The organism is Mesorhizobium sp. M8A.F.Ca.ET.208.01.1.1 (assembly GCF_004791315.1).
GTDB lineage: Bacteria > Pseudomonadota > Alphaproteobacteria > Rhizobiales > Rhizobiaceae > Mesorhizobium.
In genome coordinates this window covers 273,795-289,941 of sequence record NZ_SRUT01000001.1, presented here as the reverse complement: position 1 = coordinate 289,941, position 16,147 = coordinate 273,795, and the positions used below count along the sequence as shown (strand labels likewise).

General features: G+C 63.7%; 13 protein-coding genes. 2 read left to right on the top strand and 11 right to left on the bottom strand.

Going from position 1 to position 16,147, the window contains the following annotated elements; genetic code table 11:
- Both EN851_RS01385 and EN851_RS01380 read right to left on the bottom strand, forming a co-directional pair.
- The coding region (locus EN851_RS01385; RefSeq protein ID WP_135929130.1) for a potassium transporter Kup at window positions 1-1,576 on the bottom strand (1,576 nt) is incomplete at its 3' end.
- A 98-nt stretch (window positions 1,577-1,674) separates the two neighbouring features.
- On the bottom strand, window positions 1,675-2,415 hold the full coding sequence (locus EN851_RS01380) for a pyridoxine 5'-phosphate synthase (RefSeq protein ID WP_135866883.1): 741 nt from the start codon (window positions 2,413-2,415) through the stop codon (window positions 1,675-1,677).
- Window positions 2,416-2,577: 162 nt separating this feature from the next.
- On the opposite strand from EN851_RS01380, the gene EN851_RS01375 reads away from it, so the two are divergent.
- A complete protein-coding gene (locus EN851_RS01375) occupies window positions 2,578-3,006 on the top strand; it encodes an STAS/SEC14 domain-containing protein (RefSeq protein ID WP_127280159.1) in 429 nt (142 codons plus the stop codon).
- Between the two features lie 30 nt (window positions 3,007-3,036).
- Here the strand turns inward: EN851_RS01375 and EN851_RS01370 are convergent, their stop codons facing one another.
- The 9 genes from EN851_RS01370 to EN851_RS01330 form a co-directional block, all read right to left on the bottom strand.
- Window positions 3,037-4,164 (bottom strand): ATP-dependent RecD-like DNA helicase, encoded by a 1,128-nt coding sequence (locus EN851_RS01370; protein WP_135866514.1) that lies wholly within the window; start codon window positions 4,162-4,164, stop codon window positions 3,037-3,039.
- A gap of 141 nt (window positions 4,165-4,305) precedes the next feature.
- Window positions 4,306-4,671 carry a nitrile hydratase accessory protein gene (locus EN851_RS01365; RefSeq protein WP_189343737.1) on the bottom strand — a complete coding sequence of 122 codons (366 nt, stop codon included), beginning with the start codon at window positions 4,669-4,671 and terminating at the stop codon, window positions 4,306-4,308.
- Window positions 4,658-5,317 (bottom strand): nitrile hydratase subunit beta, encoded by a 660-nt coding sequence (nthB, locus tag EN851_RS01360; protein ID WP_127871619.1) that lies wholly within the window; start codon window positions 5,315-5,317, stop codon window positions 4,658-4,660. The genes EN851_RS01365 and nthB overlap by 14 nt, the downstream gene beginning before the upstream one ends.
- Window positions 5,314-5,934, bottom strand: a complete 621-nt coding sequence (nthA, locus tag EN851_RS01355) for a nitrile hydratase subunit alpha (protein WP_127871620.1) — start codon at window positions 5,932-5,934, stop codon at window positions 5,314-5,316. Before nthA ends, nthB begins: the two co-directional genes overlap by 4 nt.
- A 78-nt stretch (window positions 5,935-6,012) precedes the next feature.
- Window positions 6,013-9,174: an efflux RND transporter permease subunit gene (locus tag EN851_RS01350; RefSeq protein WP_135928374.1), complete on the bottom strand. Its 3,162-nt coding sequence runs from the start codon at window positions 9,172-9,174 to the stop codon at window positions 6,013-6,015.
- Complete coding sequence (locus tag EN851_RS01345; RefSeq protein WP_135928373.1) at window positions 9,171-10,433, bottom strand: efflux RND transporter periplasmic adaptor subunit; 1,263 nt, start codon at window positions 10,431-10,433, stop codon at window positions 9,171-9,173. Before EN851_RS01345 ends, EN851_RS01350 begins: the two co-directional genes overlap by 4 nt.
- A gap of 242 nt (window positions 10,434-10,675) precedes the next feature.
- Window positions 10,676-11,272: a LysE family translocator gene (locus EN851_RS01340; RefSeq protein ID WP_135928372.1), complete on the bottom strand. Its 597-nt coding sequence runs from the start codon at window positions 11,270-11,272 to the stop codon at window positions 10,676-10,678.
- Between the two features lie 119 nt (window positions 11,273-11,391).
- Window positions 11,392-11,964: an acetolactate synthase small subunit gene (gene ilvN, locus EN851_RS01335; protein WP_027051201.1), complete on the bottom strand. Its 573-nt coding sequence runs from the start codon at window positions 11,962-11,964 to the stop codon at window positions 11,392-11,394.
- Window positions 11,965-12,028: 64 nt separating this feature from the next.
- A complete protein-coding gene (locus EN851_RS01330; protein WP_127278511.1) occupies window positions 12,029-13,828 on the bottom strand; it encodes an acetolactate synthase 3 large subunit in 1,800 nt (599 codons plus the stop codon).
- 355 nt (window positions 13,829-14,183) lie between these two features.
- Here EN851_RS01330 and EN851_RS01325 point away from each other — a divergent pair, with 355 nt between their 5' ends.
- The gene (locus EN851_RS01325) at window positions 14,184-16,106 is read left to right on the top strand and encodes a sigma-54-dependent Fis family transcriptional regulator (RefSeq protein WP_135919239.1); all 1,923 of its coding nucleotides are present in this window, start codon (window positions 14,184-14,186) and stop codon (window positions 16,104-16,106) included.
- Window positions 16,107-16,147: the final 41 nt, after the last annotated feature.

Here is a 16,147-nt window from a genome sequence, read left to right as displayed (position 1 = left end):
CCACCGAGAGGATGACGTTCTGCTCGTGCAGCACCTTGTAATGCTTCAGGCTGTGCATCAGCGCGGTCGGTGCGCTCAAGGGATCGCTGGTTAGGAACACGGCGGTGCCCGAGACCAGCTGCGGCTTTTTCTTCAACAGGTTGCCGGCGAGGAAATCGAGCGGGATCTCGTTGCGGCGGGTCTTGTCGAAGAGATAGCGGCTGCCGCGTATCCACGTCCACATGATCAGCCCCATCAGGCTCGCAACGGTGATCGAGACCCAGCCGCCTTCAACGATCTTCACGACATTGGCCAGGAAGAAGCCGCTGTCGATAATGCCGAACAGCAAAGTCAGCGCCAGGGCGAGCGCCAGCTTCCATTTCCACATCTTGCGCATCACCACGAACAGCAGGATCGTCGTCATCAGCATTTCGCCGGTCACCGAGATGCCGTAGGCGGAAGCCAGCGAACTCGAACTGCCGAAACCGACCACCAGCAGCATCACGCCCATCGCGATGAGCAGGTTGACGCGCGGCATATAGATCTGCCCGGACTGCATTTCCGAGGTATGTTGCACCTCGATGCGTGGCAGAAGGTTGAGCTGCACCGCCTGGCGGGTCAGTGAAAAAGCCCCTGAAATGACCGCCTGACTGGCAATGACGGTCGCCGCCGTTGCCAGTCCCACCATCGGCATCAGCGCCCAGTCAGGCAGCATCTGGAAGAACGGATTGGTCGGTTTTCCATCATTGGCGAGCACAAAGGCGCCCTGCCCGAAATAGTTGAGCAGCAGGCAGGGAAACACCACGGAAAACCATGCCAGCACGATCGGCTTGCGTCCGAAATGGCCGAGATCGACATAAAGCGCCTCGGCCCCGGTCACGGCCAGGAACACCGCGCCGACAGTGACGAAGGCGGCGGTGGGTGTGCTGGCCAGATAGGCAACCGCGTAATAGGGATTGATGGCCAGCAGGATCGATGGATCATCCATCAAGTGATAAATGCCCGCGACGCCGATCGCCAGGAACCACAGCGCCGTCACCGGCCCGAACACCGCCGCTACCTTTCCCGTGCCGAAGCGCTGCACCGAGAACAGGATGGCAAGGATGACCAGCGTGATCGGCACGACATAGGCGTCCAGCGCCGGGGTCACCACCGTCAGGCCTTCGACCGCCGACAGCACCGAGATGGCCGGCGTTATGATCGAATCGCCGAAAAACAGCGCCGCGCCGCAAAGTCCGATCACGAGGATCAGTCGGGCGCCTTTGGGATAGGCGCTGCGTGCCAGCGACATCAGCGACAGCGTGCCGCCTTCGCCCTTGTTGTCGGCACGAAGCACGAAGGCGACATATTTGATGGTGACGATGATCGTCAGCGCCCAGACAATCAGCGACAAAACGCCAAGCACGTGAACGCGCGTATCGATGCCGGGCGAAGCGTGAAGCGCCTCGCGAAAGGCGTAGATCGGACTTGTGCCTATATCGCCATAGACGACGCCGAGCGCGCCCAGCATCAGAACCTTGGTGCTGTGCTGCTCAACCTCGGAACGGCTCGATTGCTCGACGGTTTCAGCCTCGCTAACGCGACTGGCAAGGTCCATGGACCACTCCCCGACAAGCGCGCAGTGCCTCACGCATGCTGCGATGCGGTGTCAATTGCACGCTATGGCTGCCATACCTGCAAAGCGAAGCCCTAACCCTACCAGCCGCAGGCTCTGAGAAACCGACCCACCGTGCCGGCCATGCCATACTCCAACGCGTCGGCTGTCAACCCATGTCCGATCGACACTTCGGCCAATGCCGGAACACGCCTTGCCAGCGCGGGCAGATTGGCCACCGTCAGGTCGTGTCCGGCGTTGACCTGGAGGCCGGCGGCTAATGCCGCGTCAGCGGTTTTCCCCAATCTTTCCAATTCTTTGGCCGCCTTACCGGAGTCGGAATAGTAGCTGCCATAAGGGCCGGTATAGAGTTCAATACGATCGGCGCCCGTATCGCGAGCGGCCCCTATGCCGGTGGGATCCGCGTCGGAAAACAGCGAGACCCTGAAACCGCCCTTCTTCAGACGCTTGACAACAGGCATCAGGAACGCCGCATCGGCGATGAAGTTCCAGCCGTGATCGGAGGTTGCCTGTGCCGGATCGTCGGGAACCAGCGTCACCTGTTCGGGCTGATTCTTCTCCACAAGCGCCAGGAAATCCTCACTTGGGTAGCCCTCGATATTGAATTCCGCCTGCGGAAACTCATCGTCGATCAGCGCCCTGATCAGGGGCAGGTCGGAATGCCTTGTGTGACGTTCGTCGGGGCGCGGATGCACTGTCAGCCCATGCGCTCCGGCGGCAAGGGCAAGGCGGCCGACGCCGATCACATCGGGCCATGGCAGGTCGCGCCGGTTGCGCAGCATGGCGATGGCGTTGAGGTTGACGGAAAGCTTGGCGGGCATGGGCTTGGCGTCCGTGAAAACAGTCGATTGAGGCGCGCCACGCTCATTCGTTCCGGCACGGCGCATTTGAAACAGCGCATCTATAGCGTCTTTGACGGGAACAGATAGGGCCTTTCCGGTGTTCCAGAAGACCAACATATTCCGTGAAAGGGAGGCACCACCTTGAATTTCCTCCAATCCGTGCCGGCGATCCGCCGCATCGACACCAGCCGCGACGACCTCCTTGCCTTCGATGTGGTCGGCCATGTCTCGGCCGCCGATGCCGAGAACCTGTTCGGCCTGCTGGAGGCGGCCTATGCGCTCCATCCGAGAATCGACGTCGCCGTGCGCATAGTCGATCACGAGGGCGTCGACTGGGCCGACATCTCCGATGAGACCATCAAGAAGGGTGCCGTCCACGCATTGGAGCATATTGGCCGTTGCGCGGCGATCGGCGCGCCTGACTGGACGCCGAACGCACGACACGCCTTGCCCGCTTCGTCGCCTGTCGAATTCAGGCATTTCAAGATCGAGGAGGAAGCTGCTGCCTGGGAGTGGCTCGCGGCGCGGCCGACGGGCGAAGAGGCGACCGCCGCTCCAGAAAGAAAATGAAACGATTCTCCCGGCTGCCGCCGACCCCTTCTATCTGACGATGGTCAGCCGTTCGGCGGCCCGGGTGATGGCTGTATAAAGCCAGCGCTGGCGCGTTTCCTTGAAGGCCCAGCTTTCGTCGAACAGCACGATCTCGTTCCACTGTGAGCCCTGCGCCTTGTGCACGGTCAGCGCATAGCCGTAGTCGAAATCGTCGAAGCGCTTCTTCTGCTGCCAGGGGATATCGGCATCCGGATCCTCGAACGCCGCCTTGAGCAGCTTGATCTTGGCGACGCCGCGATCCGGATCGTCCTCTTCGGGCGACACCAGAAGGTTGATGCCGGGCTTCACCGTCTCGCGCGACGAGGTCATCACCTTCCAGAGCGAACCGTTGAGCAGGCCCTTGGCGGGATCGTTGCGCAGGCAGACCAGCTTGTCGCCCGCTTGTGGGTAATCGGCATTGAAGCCCTTCAGTTCGCGCAGGCGCTGGTTGTAGCGCCGCCGCGTGCGGTTGGTGCCGACCAGCACCTGGTCCGCTTTCAGCACCAGTTCCTGGTTGACGTCTTCCTTGCCGATCACCTGCGCGGTGCCATAGTCGCCGCGCATGAATTCGCGGCCTTCGCGCACATCGAGCGCCAGCCGCAGGATCGGATTGTCGCGCGCCTGCCGGTGGATTTCGGTCAGCAAAAAGTCCGGCTCATGGTCGGTGAAGAAGCCGCCGCCCGAGATCGGCGGCAACTGGCCGGGATCGCCCAGCACCAGGATCGGCGTGCCGAAACTCATCAGGTCGCGGCCAAGCTGCTCGTCGACCATCGAGCATTCGTCGATGACGACCAGTTTGGCGCGCGAGATCGGGCTTTGCCGGTTGAGCGAAAAGGTCGGCGACATCGAGGTCTTGCCGGTCACCTCGTCGGCCACCGATTCCTCGCCCTTGGGCCGGTAGATCAGCGAATGGATGGTGCGCGCGTTGACCGCGCCCTTGGAGCGCAGCACCTGCGCCGCCTTGCCGGTGAAGGCGGCGAACTGCACCTGGCCGTCGACATGCTCGGCGAAATAGCGCGCCAGCGTCGTCTTGCCGGTGCCGGCATAGCCGAACAGCCGGAACAATTGCGGCTTGCCGGCCTGCAGCCAACGGGCGACCGCTTGCAAGGCCTCGTCCTGTTGTGGTGAAAATTCCATCTGATCGTGTGACCGGATTCGCGAGGCAAAGACAAGATACCCGCCATCATCAACGACACAGCCGATGGCGAACTCCCCTGCGGTTCAGGCTATCAGCCGCAGCCAAGAACGTAAAGGGAACGAAAAGGGTGACCGTGCACCTCAGTTGGCAGCGCGCGGATCGTTCTCCAGCAGGATCGGCTTGCCATGTGGCGTGGCATGAGCGGCGCGTTCCCAGGCCTGCGCCATCGCATCGACATCAGGCTTGGCGGCCAGCCCCTTCGACGCCAGCAGGTTTTCCAGCGCCGCCAGCCAATGCTCGTAATAATCATGGCCGTCCGCCGCGGCACCTGGCTTCTTCACCTCGGCCGATAGGGCATCCGCCCATTCGCCCCACGAAAACAGGCCCTTGTCGTGCAGCGCCACCGTCATGGCGAAGGCTTCGGCCTGCCAGGGTTCGGCAAACACCGGTGCGTCGAGGCCAGCGGGCAAACCGGCGGCGGACCCCTTCGCTTCAGGCCGGCTCAAGATAGCTCTCCCAAGCGTCGATCGAGACGGTCAATGTCGGGTCGGCGCCCTCGCCCCAGATCTCGCTCCCGTCGAAGACCACGGTGTAGACCCACTGCGGGTTCTCGCCTTGCCCGTGAGCATTGCTGTCGGGAAAGACGAAGCCGTCGCGCACCGCCTCGATCGTGCCCTGCTTGTCGCGTGCATAGCGCGGCAGTCTGGTATGGCCGGTCGGGTTGAAGTTTCTGGTCCGCACCGGATCACCAGCCTTGAAGCGCGGCGCGGTCTCGACCGGCCGGTCGCACGGGCCGCCCTTGGCCAGCACGGCCGGGACATTTTCCGCCTTCAGCACTCTTTTGGGCGTCGCCGCCGGATCGACCGCGTCGGCTGCCCTGAGGTCGCGCTCGCTGACGAAGCCGTGCCGCTTGAGCAAGGTCTCCAGCGCCTTGATCCAGATCTGGTAGTAGCTGGAGCCGTAGTAGTCGGCCGGATGCAGCGATTCCCGCGCATGCCGGCTCTCGTCGATGTTCCAGGCGCCCATGGCGCCGGCGCACAGCGTCACGCCAAGCGCGCGTCGCTCCCAGTTGGCATGGAAATAAGGCTCGTTCTTCTCCGGGGCGACCGGGCCGAACCCCATCTGTCCTCCAAGATCCTGGGGGCCGTTCATGCGGGCACCCCCTTATCCGGCCCGTGGGCCAGCGCGGTGCCGATCATCGCATCGCGGCTTACCAGCTCGGCCAGCCGCTCTTCGCTCCAGCCCTCGGTGCCTTCCGGCCGCGTCGGCACGACGAGATAGCGCAGTTCCGCCGTCGAATCCCAGACGCGTATCTTCGTCTCGGCGGGCAGGGAGAGCCCGAATTCCTCGAGCACGCCGCGCGGATCGATCACCGCGCGCGACCGATAGGGCGGCGCCTTGTACCAAACCGGCGGCAAGCCAAGCACCGACCACGGGTAACAGGAGCACAGCGTGCAGACGACGAGGTTGTGGGTGTCCCCGGTGTTGAACACCGCCTGCATGTGTTCGCCCTGCCGGCCGGTATAGCTCAGCGACTCGATCGCCGCCGTCGCATCGCGCTTCAGCCACTCGGCAAAAGCGGGATCGTTCCAGGCCTTCGCCACCACCCTGGCGCCGTTGCGTGGACCGATCTTGGTCTCGTAGGTGTCGACGATGACGTCGATCGCGGCTGGATCGATCAGCCCCTTGCGGGTCAGGATAGTTTCGAGCGCCCGAACCCGCGCGGCAAACGGATCGAGTTCGTTGTCGTGATCATGATCGTGGGACATGACGGCAAATTACGGTTCCGACCCGCCGGCCGCAAGCTCCATGGCTTGGGCCAACCGGACCGGAGCTTTGTCCGTCTGCTACTCGGCGGCCGTCTTCTGCGGCTCGCCCGGGATGTCGTCATTGGTGCCGAACAGCGAGGGCTGATCGCCATCTTCGACCACATGCAGCTCGGCTTTGCGCTTCGGCATGAGCCCGGCCAGCCAGCCCGAGAAATTCTCCATGTAGACGTAGATGACCGGCGTCACGAACAAGGTCAGCGCCTGCGATGCGAGCAAGCCGCCGACGACGGCGACGCCCAGCGGCTGGCGCAGTTCCGCGCTGGCGCCGGTGCCGAGCGCGATCGGGAACGTGCCCATGAGTGCTGCCAGCGTCGTCATCATGATCGGCCTGAACCGCATCAGGCAGGCCTTGTGGATGGAGTCCGTGGCCGACATGCCCTCGCGTCGCAGTTCGAGCGCGACGTCGACCATCATGATGCCGTTCTTCTTGACGATGCCGATCAGCATCAGGATGCCGATCACCGCGATGACGGACAGATCCATGCCGGCGAAGCGCAAGGCAACGACCGCCCCGAGCACAGCCGACGGCAGGCCGGTCAAGATGGTGAGCGGGTGGATGAAGCTCTCGTACAGAATGCCGAGCACGATATAGATGGTCAGGATGGCACCACCGACCAGCAGGCCCTGGTTGGCGAGCGAATCCTGGAAGGTCTTGGCCGTGCCGGCGAAGGTGGTCGAGATCGCCGCCGGCATGCCGATCTGCGCCTTGAGCTGGTCGATGCGTTTCACGCTGTCGCCGAGCGAGACGCCCTGCGGCAAATTGTAGGAGACGGTGACGGCCGGAAGCTGGCCGAGCTGGTTGACCGTCAGGGCACCAGCCGTGCGGTCGACGCGGGCGAAAGCGCCGAGCGGGACCAGGCTTCCGCTCGCCGTCCGCATCTGGATGGCGAGCATCCGCTCGGGCGACCATTCGATCTTGGGATCGAGTTCGGTGATGACTTCGTAGCTGTCGGCCGAGCCGAAGATCGTCGAAACCTGGTCGGTGCCGAACCCGCCATAAAGCGCTGAGCGCAGCGTGTCGGTGTCGATGCCGAGTTGGGCGGCCTTGTCGCGGTCCACCACCAGCGCCGCCTGCAGCGCGTTGTTCTGCAGGTCGCTGGTGACATCGGCGAAGTTAGCGTGGTCGGCCGCCATCGCGTCATTCATCTTCTGAGCCCAGATATCGGTCAGGCCGGTATCGAGGCCCTGAACCACCAGCTGGTAGGCGCTGGCCGACGAGCGCGAACCCAGCCTCAGATTCTGCACCGGCTGCATGTAGGTTTCGATGCCCGCAACGCCGGCCAGTTGCTTGCGCAGATCCGCAAGCACCTTCTCGATATCGGGACGCTGGTCCTTGCCCTTGAGCTGGACGAAGAGCTGTCCCTGGTTGAGCGCATTGTTGCCGCTGCCCGCCGACCACGCGACATGGTCGACATAGGGTGATTTCGAGAACACGCTGGCCACCTGCCCTTGCAGCTTGGCCATGGCGTCGAACGAAATGTCCTGGCGCGCGATGGTGGTCACCGATATCTGGCCGATATCCTCCTGCGGAAAGAAGCCCTTCGGCGAGACCTCGATCAGCCACACCGAGGCTGCCGCGGTGCCGACGAAGACGAGGAACACAAGGAAGGTGTGCCGCAGGCAGAAGCTCAGGATCCGGTCATAACCGCGCGTGATGAGATCGCGCTTGTGGCCGGCGCCATGCGCCTCGCGGTCGGCCTTGGTCACCGACAGCAGCCGCGAGCACAGCATCGGCGTCAATGTCAGCGACACGAACATGGAAGCCAGGATGGCGACGGTCACCACTACGGCGAATTCGTTGAAGATGCGACCAATCACGCCGCCCATCAGGAGCACCGGGATGAACACCGCCACCAGCGAGATCGAGATCGAAATGATGGTGAAGCCGATCTCGCGCGCGCCCTTCAGCGACGCGTCGAAGGCCGACAGCCCGTCCTCCTCCATGTGGCGGAAGATGTTTTCCAGCATCACGATGGCATCGTCGACGACGAGGCCGACGGCGAGCGTCAGGCCCATCAGCGAGATGTTGTCGATGGAAAAGGCGAACAGGAACATCGCTCCGAGCGTGGCGATCAGCGAGATCGGCACTGCCACGGCCGGGATGATGGTGGCCGTGACGCGGCGCAGGAACACGAAGATCACCATGACCACCAGCGCGATGGTCAACAGCAGCGTGAACTGCACGTCGTCGACGGCCTGACGGATCGAGGTCGAGCGGTCGTTGAGCAGCTTGATCTGGGCGGCGGCCGGCATCTGGTCCTGGAAGGACGGCAGCATCGCTTTGACCCTGTCGACGACGTCGACCGTGTTCGCGTCGGGTTGGCGCTGCACCGCCATGATGATGGCGCGGGTGCCGTCGTACCAGCTTGCGGTCGTGGTCGTCTGCACCGAATCGACGACGCGGGTCACCTCGCCCAGTCGCACCGGATGACCGTTCTTGGTGGCGATGATGAGGTTGGAGAAGCCGGCCGCGTTGGTAAGCTGCGTGTTGGCGGTAATGGTCAGCTGCTGCTTGTTGTTCTGCAGCACGCCGAGCGGCGTGTTGCTGTTGGCCGAAGCCACAGCCGCCTGCAGCTGATCGATCGAGATGCCCCGCGCGGCAAGCGCGGTCGGATCGATCTGGATGCGCACGGCGTATTTCTGCTGGCCGAAGATCGAGACCTGGGCCACGCCGTCGATGGTCGACAGCGACGGCGAGATGACGTTTTCGGCGAAGGCGTCGAGGTCGGTCAGCGGAACCGTATCGCTGACCAGCGACATCAGCAGGATCGGCGCGTCGGCCGGATTGACCTTGCGATAGCTCGGCGGCGACGTCATCTGCGGCGGCAGCGATTTCTGCGTGCGCGCGATCGCGGCCTGCACGTCGGCCGCCGCCGCGTCGATGTCGCGGTTGAGGACGAACTGGATGGCGATCGAGGTCTGGCCGAGCGAGTTGGTGGTCGAAATGGAATCGATGCCGGCGATGGTCGCGAACTGCTTGATCAGCGGCGTCGCCACCGATGTCGCCATGGTCTCCGGCGAGGCGCCGGGCAGCGATGCCGAGACGTTGACGACAGGGAATTCGGCGCTCGGCAGTGCCGCGACCGGCAGGAACTTGTAGGCGAACAGCCCGCCCAGCACGAGGGCGAACGACATCAGGAGCGTGGCGACGGGCCTGCGAATGCAGAATTCGGAGATCATTGGGCCGCCCCGCCGGCATTGGTCGCCTGGGCCACTTTGGGCGCGGCCTCCTTGCCTTCATGCACCGCGGCGCCGTCCTTCAGCCGTGTCTGGCCTTCGGTGACAACCTTCTCGCCGCTTTTCAGCCCTTGGCTGATGGCGCTGTTTTCGCCCTCGGTCAGCGCCACCTGCACTGGCCGCATCTGGACGGTGTTGTCCGGCTTGACCACATAGACGAACGGCCCCTTCTGGCTGGGCTGGACCGCGACGGTGGGAACCGAGGTCATCTGCGGCATGATGCCGGCGTCAAGCACGACGTTCACATATTGGCCCGGCCACAAGGAAAGATCGGCATTGGGAATGCTTGCCCGCGTGGCGATCGTGCCCGACGCGGTGTCGACGCTGGAATCGACGAAATCGAGCGTGCCCTTGCCGATCGGCGTCGGGTCGCCGCTTTGGGTCAGCGTCACCGCATTCTGCTGCGGATTGGCAAGCGCCTTGTGCAGCAGCGCGAGGTCGCGTTCCGGCAGATTGAAGTTGACCTGCAGCGGATCCATCTGGGTGATGGTCACCAGCGGCGTCGCCGTGCTGCTGTTGCCATTGCTGACCGTGACGAGATCGCCGACGGCGACGTTGACCGCGCCCAACCTGCCCGAGATTGGCGCGGCAATGGTGGCAAAGCCAAGCTGGACATTGTCGGCGTCGATCGTCGCCTTGTCGGCATCGACGGTCGCCGCCGCCGCCTTCTGCGCGGCAACGGCCTGGTCGTAGGTCTGCTGCGTACCGGCCTGCTTGGCGACAAGATCCTTGGCGCGCTGGAGATCGGAGTTCGAGCTGGCAAGCAGCGCCTGGTCCTTGGCAAGCGTGGCCTGGTCCTTGGCGAGCTGCGCTTTCAAGGCGCGGTCATCCAGTGAAAACAGCACGTCGCCGGTCTTCACCATCTGTCCGTCCTTGACGTCGATCGACACGATCTGGCTGGAGACGCGGGCGTTGATGTTGACCACGGCCGGAGAGGAAACGAAGCCGATGGCATAGCGGCGGATCGGAAAGTCAGCTGTCGTTGCAGTCGCCGAAACGATAGAGGCCGAACGGGCGCCGCCATTGCCGCCGCTGGCCTGTTTGCCGCCTGCCGGCTTGTCGGCCGCTGGCTTGTCTGTCGCCGCGACCTGCTTTGTGCCGATGAGCTGCTGAGCCTTGTTCAGCGCTTCCGGCGACAAATAGAGCCAGGCCGCGCCCGCACAGGCAATCGCCAGCAATGAAAGAAGGACTTTTCCACGCATCGACAAAAGACCTCTCCGTCCGACACGCCATAGCCAGGTGGTCGTATTCTAGCGCAATTCACGGCTCACTGCCGCGATTTCGCCGAATAGATAGGACGGGCGTTTGTCGGAAAAGGGCCAAAACACGGCATTACGAAGATTTAATGTGCACTGCACAATAGCTGTGCAGCCGGCTATCGTTTAGGGCCGAAGGCCCGATTGGCCCCGAAAATAGCCTCCGAAAGGGCGGAGCGGACCGTAGCCTAGCGCAGCATCGGCCAAAGCGTCGCCGCCAGCAGCAGCCCCATGGCGATGTTGAACCATTTCAGCCGCACCGGATCCGACAGGAAACCACGCAGCGCCGTGCCGAACCCCGCCCAGACCGAGACGCTGGGAAAATTGACCACGGTGAAAGCCACGCCAATCAGAATGACGGACAGGAACGGCCGCTCCGGATTGGTGTAGACGGCCATGGCGGTGATCGCCATCACCCAGGCCTTGGGATTGACCCACTGGAAGGCGGCCGCATCGATGAAGCGCATCGGCTTGGCCTCCGCCACGCCCTTGGCGCTGAGCGAGCGCGACATGGCGATCTTCCAGGCGAGGTAGAGCAGATAGGCGGCACCGGCGATCTTGAGCGCCGTGTGCAGCGCCGGAAACGCCGTCAGCACCGCGCCCAGGCCGAAGCCGATGGCGAGCAACAGGACGAGAAAGCCGATGCTGATGCCCAGCATGTGCGGCACTGTCCTGGCGATGCCGAAATTGACGCCGGAGGCCAGCAGCATGAGGTTGTTCGGCCCCGGCGTGATCGAGGTCACCAAGGCGTAGACAAGCAGGGCGAGGAATGCGTCGAGGGACATGATATCCTCCCAGATACGTCAGTACTCTTGTCTCTTTCCGACGGCTGCACAAAGGCCAGTGCCGGTCGTTGGTCACGCCAGTCCTGCATTCGTGGAAAATTCGGCTGGGTTACGTCGGTCTACATGCCTTGCGGGCCGCGGTTCATCGCCGCCACGCCGGTGCGGCAGATCTCGACCAGGCCGAGCGGCTTCATGATGGCGATGAACTGGTCGAGCTTGGAACCCTTGCCGGTGATCTCGAAAATGAAGTGCTCGGTGTTGGCGTCGATGACCGAAGCGCGAAAAGCGTCCGCCAGGCGCAGCGCCTCGACGCGGGCCTCGCCCGTGCCGGCAACCTTGACCAGCGCGAGTTCCCGCTCCAGCGGCCGCTCCTGGCCAAGCTCGTGCGAGCGCACGGTCAGATCGACCACGCGGTGCACCGGCACGATGCGCTCGAGCTGATGCTTGATCTGCTCCATCACATGCGGCGTGCCGCGCGTCACGATGGTGATGCGCGAGAGATGTTTTTCATGCTCGGTTTCGGAGACGGTCAGGCTCTCAATGTTGTAGCCGCGGCCGGAAAACAGACCGATGACCCGGGCGAGCACGCCCGGCTCGTTGTCGACCAGCACGGAAAGCGTATGCGTTTCCGGCTTCTCGGTTTCCTTGGCGATGAAGTAGGCGGAGCCGGTGGGCTGAAGCTGTGCGTTCATGACGTGAATCTCGATTTCAAACTTTTGAGCTAATTCTCTGTTTTCACCCGGCTTCCGCCTGCGGTTAAACCAGTTCCCTGCCCTTGGCGTCGATGGCATTGGCCACAGCCTCGTCGGTCGCCTCGTCGGGCAAAAGCATCTCGTTATGCGCCTTGCCCGAAGGGATCATCGGGAAGCAGTTGGCGAGTGTCGCCACGCGGCAGTCGAACAGCACCGGCTTCCTGACCGAGATCATCTCCTTGATCGCATCGTCGAGCTCGTCCGGTTTGTCGCAGCGTATGCCGTGGCCGCCATAGGCTTCGGCCAGCTTGACGAAGTCCGGCATCGCCTCGGTATAGGAATGCGACAGCCGGTTGCCGTGCAGCAGCTGCTGCCACTGCCGCACCATGCCCATATACTGGTTGTTGAGGATGAAGATCTTGATCGGCGCGTCATACTGCACCGCCGCACTCATCTCCTGCATCGTCATCTGCACCGAGGCGTCGCCGGCGATATCGACCACCAGCGCGTTCGGATGCGCGATCTGCACGCCGAGCGCGGCCGGCAGGCCGTAGCCCATCGTGCCGAGACCACCCGATGTCATCCAGCGGTTCGGCTTGTCGAAATGATAGTGCTGCGCCGCCCACATCTGGTGCTGGCCGACCTCGGTGGTGATGTAGGTGTCCATGTCCTTGGTCAGCGCGTAAAGCCGCTGGATGGCGTATTGCGGCATGATCACGTCGTTGTTCATCTTGTAGGCGAGTGAATCGCGCGCCCGCCATTTGGCGATCTGCTCCCACCAGGGATAGAGCGCCTTCTTGTCGGCCTTGGCGCTCGCCCGCCACAGCCGCACCAGATCCTCCAGCACCCGGCCGACATCGCCAATGATCGGCACGTCGGTGTGGACGTTCTTGTTGATCGAGGACGGATCGATGTCGATGTGAATCTTCTTCGAATTCGGCGAAAACGCGGTCAGCCGGCCGGTGATGCGGTCGTCGAAGCGCGCGCCGATGCAGATCATCACGTCGCAATCATGCATCGCCATGTTGGCTTCATAGGTACCGTGCATGCCGAGCATGCCCATCCAGTTCTTGCCCGAGGCCGGATAGGCGCCGAGTCCCATCAGCGTCGAGGTGATCGGGAAACCGGTGAGGTCGACCAGTTCGCGCAGCAGGTGGCTCGCTTCCGGACCGGAATTGATGACGCCGCCGCCCGAATAGATGATCGGCTTCTTGGCGCTCGCCATCAGTTCGACCGCGGCCTTGACCTTCTCCAGGTCGCCCTGGACCTTCGGCTGGTAGGAGGTGCGCGGTGCGATCTGCGGCGGGACATAAAAGCCCTTGGCGAACTGCACGTCCTTCGGGATGTCGACCACGACCGGACCGGGACGGCCGGTCGTGGCGACATGGAAGGCCTCGTGGATGGTCGCGGCGAGCTCGTTGACGTCCTTCACAAGCCAGTTGTGCTTGGTGCAGGGCCGCGTGATGCCGACAGTATCGCATTCCTGGAACGCGTCCGAACCGATCAGCGAGGTCGGCACTTGCCCCGTCAGACAGACCAGCGGGATCGAGTCCATCAGTGCGTCCTGCAGCGGCGTCACCGCATTGGTGGCGCCGGGGCCCGATGTCACCAGCATGACGCCGGCCTTGCCGGTCGACCGCGCATAACCCTCGGCGGCGTGGCCGGCGCCCTGCTCGTGGCGCACGAGAATATGTTCGACCTCGTCCTGCTGGAATATCTCGTCATAGATCGGGAGAACCGCGCCGCCCGGATAGCCGAAGACATGCTTGACGCCATTGTCCTTCAGCGCCTGCACCACCATTTCGGCGCCAGTCATTTCCCTGCTGCTTGGCATTTCGCGCCGCTCACTCTGTCCGTTGCTCATCGGTCTGGTCCCGTACTGTCGCCATTTGGGCGTTTGCTGGTCGTTTAGTCGTGTTTCAGGCAATAAAAAAGGCCCCCGAGGGAGCCTGTGTGGTGCGCATGGGAGGTTTTCGCCCGGCGGTTACACCGCCTTGCCCACGCGCCTTCCTACGAGAATGAGTGCCGTTTTCATGGGGGCGGACCATAAAGGCGAACTCGCGGGGTCGTCAATGGGGGATAATGCGAATTCACTCGCCTGTGAGATCGGCCCGTCTCGCGACACTGCGATAAAGCCACGCGCTACCATAGTACAGTTGAGCCCATGCCGCCGGCGCACCACTATGCCAGGCTAGGACGTTGCCTTGGGAGGAGGACGCGTGGCTGGTGAACGGGAGCATATCCGGGAGATAGAGCAGGTCCTGTCCGGCAGGACATCGGCCCGCGACGATGTCGTGGTCAAGTCCTGGCTGCGCTGTGTCGACACCCACCGGCTCGACCCGGCCCGGCCGACGGAAGCCTATATCGTCCCCGATACCCAGTTGCGCGAACATCGCGAACAGTCCGAGCGGCTGATCGCGATCGCCCGCAGCGGCCTGGAAACCCTCTTCAAGCAGGTGGCGGGCCAGAACTATGTTTTGCTGCTGGCAAACGCCAAGGGCGTCACCGTCGACTTCCTCGGCGATCCGCTGTTCATGGACCAGTTGCGCACGGCAGGGCTTTATCTCGGCTCCGAATGGTCGGAAAGCCGCACCGGAACCTGCGGTGTCGGCTCCTGCATCGTCACCGGCGAGGCGATGACGATCCACCAGACCGACCATTTCGACACCACCCACACGCCGCTCTCCTGCACCGCCGCGCCGATCTTCGACACCAATGGCGAGCTCGCCGCCGTGCTCGACATTTCCCTGCTGCGCTCCCCGCAACCGAAAATCAGCCAGAATCTGGCGCTGCATCTGGTGACGGCTTCCGCGCGGCGCATCGAGCTCGCCAATCTGATGGCACAGATGCACTCCGAATGGGTGCTGCGTTTTTCCCGTTCGCCGGAATTCCTCGACGTCGACCCCGAGGCCGCCATCGCCCTCGATGCCTCGGGCCGCATCCTTGGCACGACGCGCGGCGGAGCGCTGCTGTTGGCGCAAGCCGGAGGCGTCGACTGGCGGCACTCGCCCTCCCCCATTGGCCAGTCGATCTCGCGCTATCTCGATGTCAGCGTCGACGATTTGCCGAGCCTGACACGCGGCCGCCCGACCGAAGAGCGGCTGGTGTTCGGCCGCAGCGGCAGCGCGCTGTTCGCGCATGCCATCGAACCGCAGCCGACGACCGGACGCCGAGCGCCGGCCGAGGCGGTACCGAAGCCGATCGGCGACCTTTCCGGCGGCGATCCGGCGATGGCCGCCACGCAATTGCGTGCCGCCAAGCTGGCGCGCACGACCATTCCCATCCTGATCCATGGCGAGACCGGCTCCGGCAAGGAGTATCTTGCCCGCGCGATCCACGATTGCGCGCGGCGGCCCGGCCCGTTTGTCGCCATCAACTGCGCGGCCATTCCCGAGCATCTGATCGAGAGCGAACTCTTTGGCCATGTCGCCGGTGCTTTTACCGGAGCCGCCGCCAAGGGGCGCAAGGGACTGATCGAGGGGGCGAACGGCGGCACGCTGTTCCTCGATGAGATCGGCGACATGCCCTACCCCCTGCAATCGCGGCTGCTGCGCGTGATCGCCGAACGCGAACTGATCCCGGTCGGCGCCACCGAGCCGCGACAGGTCGACATCAAGATCATTTCGGCCTCGCACCATGATCTGCGCAAGCTGGTCGAAGAGGGACGTTTCCGCGAAGACCTATTCTACCGGCTGAACGCGGCCTCGCTGACCTTGCCGGCGCTGCGCGAACGCACCGATTTCGAATGGCTGCTGGACCGGCTGGTGGATCAGCGCGCCCACCTAGCCGGCCGGACAGCCAAGCTCTCGCCCGCTGCGCGTCTGGCGCTGATCCGTCACCGCTGGCCCGGCAACATCCGCGAACTCGCAAACGCCATCGATCTGGCGGTGACGCTTTGCGAGGGTGGGATGATCGAGCCCGCCGACCTGCCCGACTTCGCATTGCCATACCTGACGCCGCTTGCTTCGCCCGCCAGGCTGGTCGCCCTGCGTGCTCCGTCGCCCGAGGACGAGCGTGCGGCATTGCTGGACGCTCTCGTGGCCGCGGGCTGGAACATCTCCGAGGCCGCGCGGCGTCTGGGTGTCGACCGCACGACCGTGCATCGCCGCATGAAGCGGCTGCGGCTGGACGCGCCCAATTAGTGTTGCGTCGGCTGTGGCGCGCCATGGCTCGCGCAACACCG

Bases quoted from the DNA above. Each gene is read 5' to 3' on its own strand.
- EN851_RS01340 (WP_135928372.1), bottom strand. From the start codon at position 11,272: ATGTCCCTCGACGCATTCCTCGCCCTGCTTGTCTACGCCTTGGTGACC.
- ilvN (WP_027051201.1), bottom strand. From the start codon at position 11,964: ATGAACGCACAGCTTCAGCCCACCGGCTCCGCCTACTTCATCGCCAAG.
- EN851_RS01350 (WP_135928374.1), bottom strand. From the start codon at position 9,174: ATGATCTCCGAATTCTGCATTCGCAGGCCCGTCGCCACGCTCCTGATG.
- EN851_RS01370 (WP_135866514.1), bottom strand. From the start codon at position 4,164: ATGGAATTTTCACCACAACAGGACGAGGCCTTGCAAGCGGTCGCCCGT.
- nthB (WP_127871619.1), bottom strand. From the start codon at position 5,317: ATGAACGGCCCCCAGGATCTTGGAGGACAGATGGGGTTCGGCCCGGTC.
- EN851_RS01380 (WP_135866883.1), bottom strand. From the start codon at position 2,415: ATGCCCGCCAAGCTTTCCGTCAACCTCAACGCCATCGCCATGCTGCGC.
- EN851_RS01345 (WP_135928373.1), bottom strand. From the start codon at position 10,433: ATGCGTGGAAAAGTCCTTCTTTCATTGCTGGCGATTGCCTGTGCGGGC.
- nthA (WP_127871620.1), bottom strand. From the start codon at position 5,934: ATGTCCCACGATCATGATCACGACAACGAACTCGATCCGTTTGCCGCG.
- EN851_RS01330 (WP_127278511.1), bottom strand. From the start codon at position 13,828: ATGAGCAACGGACAGAGTGAGCGGCGCGAAATGCCAAGCAGCAGGGAA.